Annotated in this window: 13 protein-coding genes; 7 read left to right on the top strand and 6 right to left on the bottom strand. The window is 63.1% G+C overall.

Going from position 1 to position 15,285, the window contains the following annotated elements:
* The first annotated feature begins 25 nt into the window (after positions 1 to 25).
* The 3 genes from NLY43_RS08090 (at position 26) to NLY43_RS08080 (ending at position 3,642) form a co-directional block, all read left to right on the top strand.
* The gene (locus NLY43_RS08090; RefSeq protein WP_031198929.1) at positions 26 to 2,014 is read left to right on the top strand and encodes a nucleoside-diphosphate sugar epimerase/dehydratase; all 1,989 of its coding nucleotides are present in this window, start codon (positions 26 to 28) and stop codon (positions 2,012 to 2,014) included.
* A gap of 138 nt (positions 2,015 to 2,152) precedes the next feature.
* Positions 2,153 to 3,085 (top strand): glycosyltransferase family 2 protein, encoded by a 933-nt coding sequence (locus tag NLY43_RS08085; RefSeq protein WP_023709847.1) that lies wholly within the window; start codon positions 2,153 to 2,155, stop codon positions 3,083 to 3,085.
* Between the two features lie 17 nt (positions 3,086 to 3,102).
* Positions 3,103 to 3,642, top strand: a complete 540-nt coding sequence (locus tag NLY43_RS08080) for a sugar transferase (RefSeq protein WP_023670714.1) — start codon at positions 3,103 to 3,105, stop codon at positions 3,640 to 3,642.
* Here NLY43_RS08080 and NLY43_RS08075 read toward each other — a convergent pair.
* Positions 3,630 to 4,565 carry an NAD-dependent epimerase/dehydratase family protein gene (locus NLY43_RS08075; protein ID WP_023709846.1) on the bottom strand — a complete coding sequence of 312 codons (936 nt, stop codon included), beginning with the start codon at positions 4,563 to 4,565 and terminating at the stop codon, positions 3,630 to 3,632. The two genes, NLY43_RS08080 and NLY43_RS08075, sit on opposite strands and share 13 nt — an antisense overlap.
* The gene (locus NLY43_RS08070; RefSeq protein WP_031198928.1) at positions 4,562 to 5,848 is read right to left on the bottom strand and encodes an O-antigen ligase family protein; all 1,287 of its coding nucleotides are present in this window, start codon (positions 5,846 to 5,848) and stop codon (positions 4,562 to 4,564) included. Before NLY43_RS08070 ends, NLY43_RS08075 begins: the two co-directional genes overlap by 4 nt.
* A 414-nt stretch (positions 5,849 to 6,262) precedes the next feature.
* On the opposite strand from NLY43_RS08070, the gene cysD reads away from it, so the two are divergent.
* From cysD to cysQ, 3 genes are read left to right on the top strand one after another with little or no spacing between them, the layout of a single operon-like run.
* Entirely contained in the window at positions 6,263 to 7,168 is a 906-nt protein-coding gene (gene cysD, locus NLY43_RS08065) for a sulfate adenylyltransferase subunit CysD (RefSeq protein WP_023670717.1), read from the top strand.
* A 2-nt stretch (positions 7,169 to 7,170) separates the two neighbouring features.
* Positions 7,171 to 9,108, top strand: coding sequence for a sulfate adenylyltransferase subunit CysN (gene cysN, locus NLY43_RS08060; protein WP_023687192.1), 1,938 nt, complete (start codon positions 7,171 to 7,173; stop codon positions 9,106 to 9,108).
* Positions 9,109 to 9,118: 10 nt separating this feature from the next.
* On the top strand, positions 9,119 to 9,907 hold the full coding sequence (cysQ, locus tag NLY43_RS08055; RefSeq protein WP_031196090.1) for a 3'(2'),5'-bisphosphate nucleotidase CysQ: 789 nt from the start codon (positions 9,119 to 9,121) through the stop codon (positions 9,905 to 9,907).
* A gap of 1 nt (position 9,908) precedes the next feature.
* Here cysQ and NLY43_RS08050 read toward each other — a convergent pair whose 3' ends face one another.
* From NLY43_RS08050 to NLY43_RS08035, 4 genes are all read right to left on the bottom strand, one after another.
* Complete coding sequence (locus NLY43_RS08050; protein ID WP_023692755.1) at positions 9,909 to 11,051, bottom strand: DegT/DnrJ/EryC1/StrS family aminotransferase; 1,143 nt, start codon at positions 11,049 to 11,051, stop codon at positions 9,909 to 9,911.
* Between the two features lie 297 nt (positions 11,052 to 11,348).
* Positions 11,349 to 12,272, bottom strand: a complete 924-nt coding sequence (locus NLY43_RS08045; RefSeq protein ID WP_023709844.1) for a carbohydrate kinase family protein — start codon at positions 12,270 to 12,272, stop codon at positions 11,349 to 11,351.
* The gene (locus NLY43_RS08040; protein WP_023709843.1) at positions 12,269 to 12,715 is read right to left on the bottom strand and encodes an RbsD/FucU family protein; all 447 of its coding nucleotides are present in this window, start codon (positions 12,713 to 12,715) and stop codon (positions 12,269 to 12,271) included. Before NLY43_RS08040 ends, NLY43_RS08045 begins: the two co-directional genes overlap by 4 nt.
* A complete protein-coding gene (locus NLY43_RS08035) occupies positions 12,716 to 13,942 on the bottom strand; it encodes an ROK family transcriptional regulator (protein WP_023709842.1) in 1,227 nt (408 codons plus the stop codon).
* 264 nt (positions 13,943 to 14,206) lie between these two features.
* Here NLY43_RS08035 and NLY43_RS08030 point away from each other — a divergent pair, with 264 nt between their 5' ends.
* Positions 14,207 to 15,184 carry a sugar ABC transporter substrate-binding protein gene (locus NLY43_RS08030; RefSeq protein ID WP_081725578.1) on the top strand — a complete coding sequence of 326 codons (978 nt, stop codon included), beginning with the start codon at positions 14,207 to 14,209 and terminating at the stop codon, positions 15,182 to 15,184.
* The last annotated feature ends 101 nt before the right edge of the window (positions 15,185 to 15,285 follow it).

Below are 15,285 nucleotides of genomic sequence, written 5' to 3'. Positions count from 1 at the left end.
TGCGCCTGGAGTTCAGTACTACCCAATGACATCCTATGTAGAGGTCGTGTCCGGACTTCGGCCGAAGATGCGGCGCGCCATTATAATGATCCAGGACCTGGTCATGGTCCTGGTCGCGGTGGCGCTGAGTCTCGGGCTTTCGCAGTCGAGACTTTCATTCGATGCGCTCTCCTGGCCGGGCCTGGCGTGCTGGGTGAGCATTGTTCTTCTCAGCCATCTCTTGTTTCGCTATTGCGGCCTCTACAACACCGTGTGGCGTTTCGCCTCCACGCCGGACTTCTTCAACATCCTGAAGAGCTGCGCCATCCTGACCGTCACGCTCTATGTCGTCTCGCTGGCGGTTCGATCGTTTCAGCCGGTGACCGGCCTCAACGAGCGCCAGTTCATCGTCTTTTTCCTCGTCTCCTTCACCATCATATCGGCGCCTCGGCTCTATTACCGGTTCCTGCGCGACGGGGCGAGCTGGCGAATCCTGAGCCGCAACGCAAACAATGCGGCGATCAAACAAGCGCTGTTCGTCGGCAGGCTTGGCGAAGCAGACGTCATCATCCGCTTCACACGCACGGCCGAGCCGGCCGAATATTCCATCGCCGGCATCATGGCCATCGAGAACGGCGCGCCGTTGGGCACGCAGATACAGGGCGTTCCGGTGGTGGCCGTGCGGCCCCGCCTGGTCGAGGTCCTCGAAGAATATGCAAGAGGCACCAAAAGCCTCGACATGCTGATTTTCGGCAATGGCACCGAACGCGAGATCGAGGAATATTCGGAACTGGTCCGTGTCGCCCGTCACAGCGGTATCGCCGTCGTCCAGTTCTCCGGCGTTTCGGAGCTCGGCCAAGGCGGAAAGCTGGTACTCGACGCTGTCGAGATGGAAACCATCCTGCGCCGCTCCACAGTTGCTTCCGATATGGAGCGGATCGGCGGCTTTATCGGTGGCAAGCGCGTCCTGGTCACCGGCGGCGCCGGCTCAATCGGTCGCATCCTGGTCAAGCGGTCGCTGGAACTTGGCGCCGAGGCGGTTCTGGTCGCCGATATCTCGGAGTTCGGTATTTTCCAGCTCGACCAGCAGGTTGACGAAAAGGACCATGTCCGGCTCAAGAGCCGCATCGTCGATGTCACAGACCGGCGCCAGATCACCCGCGTCGTCAGCGATTTCAAGCCCGACATCATCTTCCATGCCGCCGCGCTCAAACATGTGCCGCTGCTCGAGGAAAATTGGGAATCGGCGATCCAGACCAACATTTTAGGCACCCTCGTCTGCGCCGAGGTTGCCGCCAAATGCGGGGTGCCGCAGTTCCTGCTGATTTCCAGCGACAAGGCGGTCGATCCGACCTCGGTGCTCGGCATGACGAAACGCGCCGCCGAGCAGATCGTCTCTTCGCTGCACGAAACGCATGCCACCGGGCCTAGCGGCCGTCGCTCCGGCACCAAGTTCATCGCCGTGCGGTTCGGCAATGTCTTCGGCTCCAATGGCTCGGTCGCCACCATCTTCCAGGCGCAGATCGAGGCCGGCGGTCCGGTCACCATCACCGATCGTCGCATGACCCGCTACTTCATGACGGTGGCCGAAGCCGTCGACCTCGTCATCATGTCGGCGGCCGACGCCGAGCGGCGCCAGGGCAAGGACGACTACGCCATCTACATGCTCGACATGGGCAAGCCGGTGCCGATCCTCGAAGTCGCTGAAACCATGATCCGCATGGCCGGCAAAAGCCCCTACACCGACATTCCGATCCGTTTCACCGGGATCAGGCCGGGCGAGAAGCTTCACGAGGTGCTGCATGGCGGCAATGAGGAGATCGTCGCGCTGGATATCCCCAAGATCTTCGGCCTCAGGACCGATGTCGTGGGATGGCCCAAGGTCCAGGCGGCGCTGACATTGCTGCAGGCGGCCATGCGCGATCAGGACAAGGCCTCGGCGCTCGCCGTCATGGCCGGCCTCTATCAGGCGGAAGAGCCTCCAAGTGACGCACGCCGGGAAACCGTTGCGAAAACAGTCGGGCAAGCTGGTTAGAGCAATTCCAGGAAAAGTGTGGAGCGGTTTTCCGTCCGGGATTGCGTCAAAACAAAGAGCCTGTCCTGATCGACCGGGATTGGCTATTGAAACCGATCCGATGGCCGTTCCCAGGCGTTTGCAGATGATTTTGAACCAGTGAGCAGACAAGATCAGCGCGTGGCCGTGCTGCTGGGCACGAAAGATGGCGCGGCTTTCCTTGACGAGCAGCTCGCGTCGCTGGCTGCGCAATCGCATCCTGTTGTCGACCTCTGGGTTTCCGACGACGGTTCGACAGACGGCACTTCGGCCATTATCGGCGCCTGGCAGAGCCGCTGGTCCAAGGGCCGGTTGACCCTGTCGAATGGTCCTCGCCAAGGCTTTGCCGCCAATTTCCGCGCGATGATCATCGATCCGCGCATCGAGGCCGACTACTACGCCTTCTGCGACCAGGACGACATCTGGGAGCCGGACAGGCTGGAGAGCGCCATTGCCTGGATGCAAGAGCATGATGCCGGAACGCCGCTGCTGTTTTGCTCCAGGACCGCGACCATGTCCGAAACCGGAGCAGCGCAAGGGTATTCGCCGCTGTTCCAGCATCCACCCGCATTTCGCAATGCGCTTGTGCAAAGCATTGCCGGCGGCAACACGATGATGATCAACCGCGCCGCGCGAAAGTTGCTGGCAAAGGCATCGGCAAGGACCGAGTTCGTCAGCCATGACTGGTGGACCTATCTGATCGTCACGGCTGCCGGCGGCATTGTCCGCTATGACCCGCGACCGCTGGTGCGCTACCGCCAGCATGAGGCAAACCTGGTCGGCGCCAACGTGTCGTGGAAGGCGAGGCTGTCGCGGCTGGGGCGCCTGTTCAGGGGCGAGTTCGCCGTCTGGACCGATCACAATCTGAGCGGCCTGGCGGTCAATCGCGACATCCTCTCGAGGGATGCCGCCGCCTGTCTCGGCCTGTTCATCAGGGCACGAAAGGGCGGTATCCTGCGACGCCTGCGCCTTCTCAGGAAAAGCGGCGTCTACCGGCAGACGCTGGCTGGGACGCTTGGGCTCTATCTGGCCTTCATCTGGCGGCGGATCTAGAGCATGCAGACACGGCCATGAGGGAACCCAAGCGAGCTTTCGACCTGGCGGTGGCGGCGCTGCTGCTGCCACTGGCCTCGCCTTTCGTCCTGCTTGCCATGCTGGCAATCAGGACGACGTCGCCTGGACCGGCACTCTTCTCTCAAACCCGTGTCGGCCAGCACGGGGTGCCGTTTGCCTGCCACAAGCTGCGCACGATGGTTGTGGGAACGCCGTCTCTGCCCTCGCATCAGGCGCCGGCAATTTCCGTCACTGCCGTCGGCAAGGTGCTGCGGAAATTCAAGATCGACGAGCTGCCGCAGCTCTGGAACGTGCTCAAGGGCGAGATGAGCCTGGTTGGGCCGCGTCCATGCCTGCCCACGCAAACCGAATTGATCGAACGCCGCAGGCAATTGGGTGTGCTTGCCGCACTTCCGGGCATCACCGGGCTGGCACAGATGAAAGGCATCGACATGTCGGATCCGAAACTCTGCGCCGAAACGGATGCCGAATATCTCAGGGGGGCCTCGATCGGACTCGACGTCAAAATCCTGCTTGGCACAATCTACCGGACCTGACGGGCCTGTCGTGCAAGTTCCTCAATCCGGCCGAGCGTGTCGGTTTCCGGCATCCAGCCTTCCGAGATCAGCAGTGACGGGTCGCAAATCTGTGTCGCCATGGAAGCGTCGTACGCTGCTTTTCTGCCAAGCAGTGTGGCGAACAGCCTGAATGGCCAGGCCGGCACAGGAACGAGCCGGGTCGGAACGTCGTATCCGTGCCTGAATGCAGTCAAGATTGCGAACATCGCAACGGGGGAAGCATCGCCCAGGACATAGGTCGGGCGCGGTGGCGTGGGACGAGTCAAAAGATGCGCCACGGCGCCAGCCACCGCGTCGCGCGATATCAGCGAACGAACTGCGGTGAAAGCGCCTAAGGGCAATGGTAAGGCAATGGCGGCAGCCCGCATCATTCCACGCAGGTTTCCCTTCATGCCTTCGCCATAGACCGGCGGCAGGCGCAGCGCCGTGGCATCGGAGGGCCTGGACGCATAGGCTTCCAGTGTCTTGATCTCGCCTTCGCGTTTCGAGCGCCCGTAGGCGCATTGCGGGGCAGGGAGCGTCGCCTCGCTGATCGTTCCGCTGAAACCGGGACCGGCTACTGCCCGGATCGACGACAGATAGATGAAGCGCCCGCTTGTCCGCCAGGCGGCCGCGCGCGCCAGCTGGGCGGTCAGTGTCGCGTTGGCGGCCATGAAGTCGGCTTCGCTCGCCTTGCGGTCATTGTTGAGCGCCGCACAGTGGACGACATGGGTGACATCTCGCATCAGCGCCTGGAATGCCTGGGCCGGCGCGTCGAAGTCCGGCAACAAAACCGCATCGCTCACGGGATCGAGCCGTTCCGGGTGGCGCGATGCCATGCGCACCCCGAACCCGGCTTCGCGCAGCTGGTTGACCACCTGCCTGCCGATGAAACCTGTCGCGCCTGTGACCAGCACTTTCACGGCCGGCTTGCCTGGGGCGCCGGGGCCGGTTGTTCCGGCAGCATTTGTTGCCGGCCCGATGCAAGATAGGTCCCGGACACCAGGAACACCATCAGTGTGGCATCGAGGATGTCGTGGCCGACCAGGATGCCGGTCAGGCCGCCGATGAGATAGGTGATCGCAGTGACGACAATCATCGTGGCGCCGAACCGCTCGATCGCGTCCGTGCTGGTGCGCAGCACGATGGCCGCGTTTCTCGCGGCAACGAAGAACACAGCCGCGAGCGTTATGGCTCCAAGCAGCCCGGCCTCCACCAATGCGGTCAGGAAGCCATTGTGAAAATGGCTGAAGCCCGTGGACGGCATGTGGAACTGATTGTGGAATCCATCCTTTATCAGCTCACGGCTTGCAGCAATGCCGTGACCGAAAATCGGCATGTCGTGGAAGGCGCTCAGCCCAATCTGCCAAAGTGCTGCGCGCAAGCCGAGCGCGGTCGTGTGGTCGCCCTTCGTGGCGAGCGCATCCCAGTCGCTGAACAGAAAGGCCGCGCGCTCGGAAATAATGGGGAGACCAATGACCGCGATGACGATGCCGATCGCGCCCGCAATCAGCAAAAGCCGAATGGCGTTTCTGTTGTTGAGCTTGCGACGGTTGATCAGCAGGACCGCGATGCCGGCCACCAGCATCGCCAGCCAGATGATCCGCGACCCCGAATAGACAATGGCGACCGCGCCGGCCAGTGTCGCGCAGGCCAGCAACGCCCTGTTCTTTTCGACACCCGATAAGGCGCCTGCCAGGCACATCATCATGCTGAGGCAGGCGACGGTCGCGAACACGATCGGATTGCCGGCGCCGCCTTCGGCCCGTATGCCCAGCCCGTGATATTGCACGACCGCCAGCAGCAGGGCGCCAAAACAGGCGGCGGCGCTCGCCAGCACGACGATGCGCGTCAGCGTGGCTTTCTCGGTAATGCTCCAGGTCGCGTATGAGACAGGGAAAAACAGGAAGGTGATCAGCCCTGCCAGATGCGGCGCATCCCTGGCGATTGAATTGTTGACGATGGAGGCGAGCACGCTGGCTGCGCAATAGGCATAGATGGCCACCGTCATCGCGGTCATCGGCCGGTCGATGTTGAAACGCCGTCTTTTCAGCGCAAGCAGAAGCACCGACCACAGGCCGCCGCCATTGAACAAAAAGCTGACCGCCGATCCCAGTACCGGCGGGAAAAAGAAGCACAAAATGGAGAAGGTGACGTTGATCCGTGACGGCGAAACGTGCTGCTTGATGGCGGAGATCGGGGTCAATGCTCTGGTTCACAATGCGCTGGGTCGCGTGGCGACGGACAATGTTTGGCGGCGGCATTTGCGGCATGCCGCCCGGCGCAGGTTCAGGAGCCGGTATAGCGGCTGGGTGCGGTTTTCGAAAGAGCGACGAGGTCGGGCCGGCGTTTCTTTCGGTCCAGGCAAGATTTTTCCCGGCCTTTGAATGCTTTCGCTCCGTCGGGCAGGAATTTTCGGATTCTAGGCTTTTCATGGAAAATTCGTTGCCGATCGGTGTGGCCGCCGGCCTTTCCAGCGTTGTTATATCAGGTGGCGATCTGCTAGAACGCCGGCACGAACCGATAGTGTCCAGCAGTGAAGCTTGAACCGGGCGGCTGAAAAGGACGCCCGATCCATCTGATGCAAGGTCTGGATTGCACGAGAGAACGCTCACAGTCCATGAACATCGCGCTTACGCACCTGCAGCGGCTCGAGGCCGAGTCCATCCACATCTTCCGTGAGGTTGCCGCCTCCTTCTCCAAGCCGGTGATGCTCTATTCCGTCGGCAAGGATTCCTCCGTGCTGATGCATCTGGCGATGAAGGCCTTCTATCCGGCCAAGCCGCCTTTCCCCTTCCTGCATGTCGACACCACCTGGAAGTTCCGCGAGATGATCGCCTTTCGCGACCAGATGGCGCAGAAGCTCGGCTTCGACCTGCTGGTCCACGTCAATGAAGACGGCGTGCGCGACGGTATCAACCCCTTTGACCATGGCTCGAACACCCACACCCATGTCATGAAGACGGTGGCGTTGCGCCAGGCGCTCGACAAATACGGCTTTGACGCTGCCTTCGGCGGGGCTCGGCGCGACGAGGAGAAGTCGCGCGCCAAGGAGCGCATCTTTTCCTTCCGCAACGCCCAGCATGTCTGGGACCCGAAGAACCAGCGGCCGGAGATGTGGAAGATCTTCAACACCCGCATCGCGCCGGGCGAATCGATCCGCGTGTTTCCGCTGTCGAACTGGACCGAGCTCGATATCTGGCAGTACATTCTGCAGGAAAACATCCCGATCGTGCCGCTCTATTTCGCCAAGGAGCGGCCGGTGGTCGAACGCGACGGCATGCTGATCATGAAGGATGACGATCGCATGCAATTGCGCCCCGGTGAGACGATGGAGAACCGTCTGGTGCGTTTCCGCACGCTCGGCTGTTATCCGCTGACCGGCGCCATCGAATCCGACGCCGACACGCTCGAAGCCATCGTCGGCGAGATGCTGACGGCGCGCACCTCCGAGCGCCAGGGCCGCCTCATCGACCGCGATGAAGCCGGCTCGATGGAAAAGAAGAAGCGCGAGGGATATTTCTGAGCATGCGCCATATCCTGGCCAAGAGCCTCGCTCCCACCGACGGCGTGCGCGAATACATGGCGGCGCAGGAGAAGAAGTCGCTGCTGCGCTTCCTCACCTGCGGCTCGGTCGACGACGGCAAGTCGACGCTGATCGGCCGTCTTCTGTCCGACACAAAGCAGATCTTCGAGGACCAGCTCGCCGCACTCGAGCGCGATTCCCGCAAGCACGGCACCACTGGCGACGACATCGACTTCGCGCTTCTGGTCGACGGCCTCGAGGCCGAGCGCGAGCAAGGCATCACCATCGACGTCGCCTACCGCTTCTTCGCCACGCCCAAGCGCAAGTTCATCGTCGCCGACACCCCCGGCCATGAACAGTACACCCGCAACATGGCGACCGGCGCATCGACTGCCGATCTCGCCATCGTGCTGATCGATGCGCGCCAGGGTGTGCTGCGCCAGACCCGGCGCCACTCGATCATCGCTTCGCTGCTCGGCATCCGCCATATCGTGCTTGCCGTCAACAAGATCGACCTCGTCGATTTCGACCAGGCGGTGTTCGACCGTATCGTCGAGGATTACCGGCAGTTCTCGCACGAGCTCGGCTTCCTGACGATCGTGCCGATCCCGATGTCGGCCCGCTATGGCGACAATGTCACCAGCCGCTCCGGCAAGACGGCGTGGTATTCCGGCCCGTCGCTGATCGAGCATCTCGAAACCATATCGGTCGACGAGGCCGCGGTCGAACTGCCGTTCCGGTTTCCGGTGCAGTATGTCAACCGGCCCAATCTCGACTTCCGCGGCTTTGCCGGCACCATCGCGTCCGGCTCCGTCGCGCAGGGCGACGAGGTGGTGGTCGCCAAATCCGGCAAGGCCTCGCGGGTCAAGCGCATCGTCGCGCAAGGCGGCGATCTTGCCCAGGCGGTGGCCGGCCAGGCCATCACCCTTGTGCTCGATGACGAGGTCGAGGTCTCCAGAGGCAACATGCTGGTGTCGCCGGCGGCACGGCCGCAGGTCGCCGACCAGTTCGCCGCCAACATCGTCTGGTTCGACGAGGCAGCGCTGCTGCCGGGACGCTCCTATATACTGCGCACCGAGACCGACCAGACCAGCGCCACCGTCACCGACCTGAAATACCGCGTCAACGTCAACGACTTCGCTCGCGAGGCGGCGAAGTCGCTCGAGATGAACGAAGTCGGCATCTGCAATATCTCGACCCGGGCGCCGATCGCCTTCGATACCTTCGCCGACAACCGCGATACCGGCGCCTTCATCCTGATCGACCGCATCACCAATGCCACGGTCGGCGCCGGCATGATCCTGCATTCCTTGCGCCGCGCCGAAAACATCCATTGGCAGTCGCTCGATGTCGGCAAGCGCGGCCGCTCCGACCTCAAGAGCCAGCGCCCCGCCGTATTCTGGTTCACCGGTCTTTCCGGCTCGGGCAAGTCGACCATCGCCAATCTGCTTGAGAAGAAGCTGTTCGCTTCGGGGCGTCACACCTACATTCTCGACGGCGACAATGTCCGCCACGGCCTCAACCGCGATCTCGGCTTCACCGACGCCGATCGGGTCGAAAACATCCGCCGTGTCGCCGAAGTGGCAAAGCTGATGGCCGATGCCGGGCTGATCGTCATCGTCTCCTTCATTTCCCCCTTCAGCGCCGAGCGGCGCATGGCCAGGGAGTTGATGGCCGACGGCGAGTTCGTTGAAGTGTTCGTCGATACGCCGTTCGAGGAATGCGCCCGACGCGACCCGAAAGGCCTTTACGCACGGGCGCTGAATGGCGAGATCAAGAACTTCACCGGCGTCGATTCCCCGTATGAAGCTCCCGAAAATCCCGAAATCCATCTCAAGACACTCGGCAAGACGGCCGAGGAGATGGTAGAGGCTCTGGAACACTGGCTGAATGAGCGCGACATTGCCGAAGACCAATATGACAGCGGCGGCGGCATCTGACGACGAAGTGATGCTCGACGTGTTCGAGCGCCTGGCGCTCGAAGCCGGACGCGAGGTGATGCGGGTCTTCAAGGCCGGCTGCGCGGTCGACAGCAAGTCGGACTCCTCGCCGGTCACGGAAGCCGACCGCGAGAGCGAGACGATCATCCTCGCCGGCCTGCGTGCGGCCTATCCCGATATTCCCTGCGTGGCCGAGGAAGAGGTCGCCGAAGGCATTGTGCCGCCCGATCTGGATGGCGCCTTCTTCCTGATCGATCCGCTCGATGGAACGAAGGAATTCGTCAACCGCCGGACCGATTTCACCGTCAACATCGCGCTTGTCCGGCACGGCGTGCCGGAGATCGGCGTCGTCTTCGCACCGTGCAGCGGGCGGTTCTTCTCTGGACGGCCGGGCTGGGCCGAAGCAATCGAGGTCGATGGCGACTTCCGTATCGTCGGCCGCCGGCGGATTTCGGTTAGGAGGGCGGTCACGCCGCTGGCGGTCGTTGCCAGCCGCTCGCACAACACCCCGGAGACCGAAGCCTTCATCAAGGATCTCGGCGCCGCCGAGATCGTCTCGGTCGGCTCATCGCTGAAATTCTGCCTGCTCGCCGCAGCCGAAGCCGACATCTATCCGCGCTTCGGCCGCACCATGGAATGGGACACGGCGGCCGGCGACGCCGTACTGCGCGCCGCCGGCGGCATGACGCGCACGCTGGACGGCGAGCCGCTCACCTATGGCAAGCGCAAACAGAGCGACGACGAGGATTTCGCCAACCCGCATTTTATTGCGAGCGGGAAGGCGGCGGACGCGGCGTAACTTACGCCGCCGCTACATGCGCCGAGTTCGAGCCAATGTAGTTGCGGATCGTCTCGATGATGCGGTCCTGGTCGGCTTCGCTGAGATAGGGATGCATCGGCAGGCACAGGATGCGCTTCGGCAGTTCCTCCGAAACCGCAAGCCCGGTCGGCGTGCGCGGATAGTCGCGATAGGCGACCTGCTCGTGCAGCGGCTTCACATAATAGATCACCGAAGGGATGCCCTTTTCGCCGAGATGCGCCCTCAACCCGTCGCGCTTCGGCGTCTCGACGGCGTATTGCGCCCAGGCCGAGCGGCCACCGCCCAGATTGCGTGACGTCTTGACGATGTCGCCGAGACCTTCGGCGTAGCGCTTGGCCACCACCTGGCGGGCGACCATCTCGTCTTCGAGGATGGCGAGTTTCTCGATCAGGATCGCCGCCTGGATCGTGTCGAGGCGTGAATTGATGCCGACGCGGACATTGTCATACTGCGTCTCGCCCTTACCGTGGAACGCAAACGAGCGCAGCTGGTCGGCCAGCGCGTCGTCATTGGTGAACATCGCGCCGCCATCGCCGTAGCAGCCCAGCGGCTTGGCCGGATAGAAGCTGGTCGAGCCGACATGGCCGAAGGCGCCGCACATTGTGCCGTCGGCCGAACCGCCGATCGACTGCGCCGCATCCTCGATCACCAGCAGCCCTTCGCGCTTGGCAATCGCCATGATCGCCTCGTAGTCGGCGGCAAGCCCGAACAGGTCGACGGGAACAATCGCCTTCGGCTTCAGCCGGCCTTCCTTCTTGATCATGGCGATCGCCGCCTCGAGGCTGGCGATGTCGATGTTGTAGGTCTCGGCGTCGACATCGACGAAAACCGGTTCGGCCTTGGCAAGCGCCACCACTTCCGCCGTCGCGGCAAAGGTGAAGCTCGGCACGAACACCGCGTCGCCGGGGCCGATACCGGCGGCAAACAGCGGCAACAGCAGCGCGTCGGTGCCGTTGGCGCAGGCCACGACATGCTTGGTGCCGATATAGGCTGCGAGCTTGTTTTCGAATTCGGTGACTTGCGGTCCGAGGATATAGCGGCCTTCCTCGACGACATTGTCGATCGCGGCCTTCAGCCGGTCGCGGATACGTTCGCGCTGCGCGCCAAGATCGATGAACTGCATGTCGGCCTCAAAAACGGTGTGGTGCGGGCTGCCCCGGGGACAATGACACGCACAGAAACAACAACTTAACCGGGCCGCTGGTACCAGAGTTGGGCCGGTCTAGAAAGCCGGACCGGCCGCGGGACGGGTTGTCTAGGTGTCGCAGCCTGTTACTTCAGGCTTTCCCTGCATTGCCGCAAGATGCCGGAAATCCGGGCTTCGCCGCCTATTAATCCGGCTAATTCAGTGCGTCTTTCCGGCTCGCGGAAACATAAAGTGATCGGCTGCTTGCAGCGGCTGGCGGCGGACTAAGCGTGATCAGGCGATTTCGTGCCGCCAGGGCGGGTTGGCGCCGGCCCGCGACACGGTCACCGCCGCCGCTTTGGCGCCGAGGGCCAGCGCCTGACGGATGGCGTCCTCCGAAAGGCCGCCGATCCCGGCCTTGGTGAGCAGGCCTTGCTCGTGCAGCGAGGCCAGAATGCCGGCATTGAAAGTGTCGCCGGCGCCGACCGTGTCGACCACCTCCACCTTATGCGGCATCACCGTGACCTTGTGATCCCTGCTGTAGCCGACTGCGCCTTCGCTGCCATGGGTGACGACGATCAGCTTGGGGCCCCGATCGAGCCAATTGCGGATGACGTCCTCATGCGAGCCGGCCTCGCCGAACCAGTGCAGATCCTCATCCGATAGCTTCACGATGTCGGCCATCGCCATCATCGAGCGGATGCGCCGGAGGTGCTTGGCTTTGTCGGGGATGAAGTTCGGCCGGATGTTGGGGTCGAGCATCATGACGCGGCGTTGGTGCTCGCGTTTCATGAATTCTTCGTAGGCAGCACCCGCCGGATCCGAAATCAGGCTGATGGCGCCAAACAGCATGGCTTCGATCTCGGCGCCCAGTTTCGGCAGATCCTCTGTCGTCAGCATGCGCCCGGCGGTGTTTTCGTCGTAGAAAGTGTAGGTCGCCTGGCCGTTGGTGAGCCGCACGAAGGCGAGCGTGCTCGGGCGAGGGGAGGTGTGCGCATAGGTGGAGCTGACCTTGCTTGCGCCGAGCGCCTCGCGGAACTGGCCGCCGAACAGATCCGACGACAGGCCGGAAAAGAAGCCGGCGGGCGCGCCGAGGCGGCCAAGCGCGATCGCCGTGTTGAACACCGCGCCGCCGACATAGGGCGCAAAGGCCGGCTCGCCTTGTGTCGTGGTGCGCGGCAGCATGTCGATCAGGGCTTCGCCGCAGCAGAGGATCATGATTTCTTGTTCTCCGGCGGATAGATCACGCCCTTGCGGATGATGATGTTGGCATAGAGCCGGGGTTCGCTGGTGGCGACGATCGCATATGCCGACCGGACGCGTGCATAGAAGTCGGCGCCCGCCAGCGCAACCACCTTGCGGCCCGGCGCGCGCCTGGTGCAGATCGTTTCGATTTCATGGTGGACCGGATCGGCGACCGAGGGATCGCCTTTTACCGAGGCACGAAACAGCGCTTCCGGCACGAAGTCGTCCACCGGCAGAACGCTCAAAATGGCTTCAAGCACCGGTATGAGGTGAAGACCGTCGGCGCGGATCAGCCGGTTTGCCTGTTCTTCCGCCGGATAGTTGCCGTCGACAAGCGCGATCTCGTCGCCATGGCCCATGGCGCGCAATGTCGCCAGAAGCTCCGGACCGAGCAGCGACGGAATACCGATCAGCATTCAGGTGCTCCGGGAAATGGTGGTCGAACCGATGAGGAAGCGTTCGGACAGCGGCAGGCTGGCGCCGCCCAGCGCGCGGGCATGGATGCCGACGGTGCCTTCGCGCACCACCGGAAGCTTCAGCCCTTCGCCATCGATCGTACCGATCGCCTGCCTGATCGCATCGACGAGCCGGCGCCGGACAGCCAGCGGCATCCAGCCGTCGATCACCGCGGCCTCGAAATCGATCACCGAGGACGCCGATACGATGGCATAGGCCAGCGCCTGAGCGGCATTGGCGATCCAGTCGTCGAGCTCGTGACCGATCTCGCCCCAATCCTCAGGCGACGTCCACAGATGCGAAGCCTCGACGCCGCGTGCGTTAAGCGCCTTTTCCAGCATGGCGATCGAGGCGACGTCGATGAGCTGCGTCGGCTTGCCGTCCGGCCCCGGCACCGGCATCGAACCCAGCGCCCCGGCATTTCCGGTTGGCCCGCCGAACAGCCGGCCGTTGAGCACGATGCCGCCGCCGGCAAAGGCGCCGATATAGAAATAGACGAAGTCGCGCGCCCCGCCGGTCTGGCCGAACACCAGTTCGGCGCCGCAGGCGGAGGTGGCGTCATTCTGCAGATAGACCGGGAATTCGCACTGCGCCTGGATGTCGGCACGGATGTCGCGATGGCGCCATTCGTCCATGATGTCGCGCGGCGCGCCGGCGGTGTCGGCCCAGTTCCACAGTTCGAACGGCATGGCGATGCCGAGCCCGGCAATGCGCTTGTCCTGCGCCGGTGTCAGTTCGGCGCGCATCGTCTTCATGCCTTCGGTGACGAACTCAACCGTCTCGCGCGGCGCCGGATAGCGGTAGGAGTGCTGCAGCATGGAACGCACAGTTCCGAGGAAATCGATCAGCACCAGTTCGGCGCTGCGGCGGCCGATCTTGAGGCCGATGAAGAAGGCGCCTTCGGGGTTCAGCGCCATCGGGATGGAGGGCTGGCCGATCTTGCCGCGCAACGGCGCCTGGCGCAGCAGCAGGCTGTCTTCCTCCAGTTCGCGCATGATGACCGAGACGGTCTGCGCTGAAAGCCCGGTCATGCGCGCAATGTCTGATTTGGCCAGGCTGCCATGCTGGCGAACCAGCGACAGCACCAGCCGCTCATTGTGGTCGCGCATGCCGCTCTGGTTGGTGCCACGGTGGAGACGGCTGGCGGCCGCCTCGGGCGAACCGTGCCTCGCAATGCCGGTCTCCACCCTTGTTCCTTCCCTTGGTTTATTCTTACTGCTTTTGCGGCAGAATGAGTGAACCGCGCAAAGCTGTCAATAATAAATAAGAGTGATTTAATTATTGACAGGCGGCTCCCGCTGGTGTCATTTGAGGGCGCGTCCACACTGGGAGAACTTCAGTGGATGCGCTCGAGATGCCGGTTGGCGGCATCCGCATGGTTCCATGGGAGGAAGATCGTGACCAAAGCTTTATTGAAGTCCACCGTGTTCGCCGCGGCGGGCCTCGGCCTGATGGCGTTTGCTTCGACAGCATCGGCCGCCGGCGTCGGCGCCTGCCTGATCACCAAGACCGACACCAACCCCTTCTTCGTCAAGATGAAGGAGGGCGCGACCGCCAAGGCCAAGGAACTTGGCGTCGACCTCAAGACCTATGCCGGCAAGATCGACGGCGATAGCGAGAGCCAGGTGGCGGCGATCGAAAGCTGCATCGCCGACGGCGCCAAGGGCATCCTGATCACCGCGTCCGACACCAAGGGCATTGTGCCGACGGTGAAGAAGGCGCGTGACGCCGGCCTGCTGGTGATCGCGCTCGATACCCCGCTGGACCCGATCGATGCCGCCGACGCGACCTTCGCGACGGACAATCTGGAAGCCGGCAAGCTGATCGGCGCCTGGGCAGCCGCGACCCTCGGCGACAAGGCCAAGGACGCCAAGATCGGCTTCCTCGACCTGACCCCCTCACAGCCGACCGTGGATGTGCTGCGCGACCAGGGCTTCATGATGGGCTTCGGCATCGACGTGAAGGATCCCAACAAGATCGGCGATGAGGACGATGCCCGCATCGTCGGCCACGACGTCACCAACGGCAATGAAGAAGGCGGCCGCAAGGCGATGGAAAACCTTCTGCAGAAGGACAACTCCATCACCGTCATCCACACCATCAACGAGCCCGCCGCTGTCGGCGCCTACCAGGCGCTCAAGGCGGTCGGGCTCGAAAGCCAGGTGCTGATCGTCTCGGTCGATGGCGGCTGCCCCGGTGTGAAGTCGGTGACCGAAGGCGTCATTGGCGCCACCTCGCAGCAATACCCGCTGCAGATGGCGGCACTCGGCATCGAGGCGATCGCCGCCTTCGCCAAGGACGGCGCCAAGCCTAAGCCGACCGAAGGCAAGAACTTCTTCGACACCGGCGTCAACCTCGTCACCGACAAGCCGGCCAATGGCGTGAAGTCGATCGACACCAAGGAAGGCCTCGCCAAGTGCTGGGGCTGATGGCTGTCTGACAGCCAGCGACAAGCTGACGGCCGGGGGCTTGATCCCCGGCCGCTTCGGGTGGACGATGCGTCACGCGAATAATCCCGGCAGCAGACCGG

The sequence above is a fragment of the Mesorhizobium sp. C416B genome (assembly GCF_030323165.1).
Classification (GTDB): Bacteria; Pseudomonadota; Alphaproteobacteria; order Rhizobiales; family Rhizobiaceae; genus Mesorhizobium.
The sequence above is the reverse complement of the archived record's forward strand: the minus strand, read 5'-3'. Positions and strand labels throughout refer to the sequence as shown.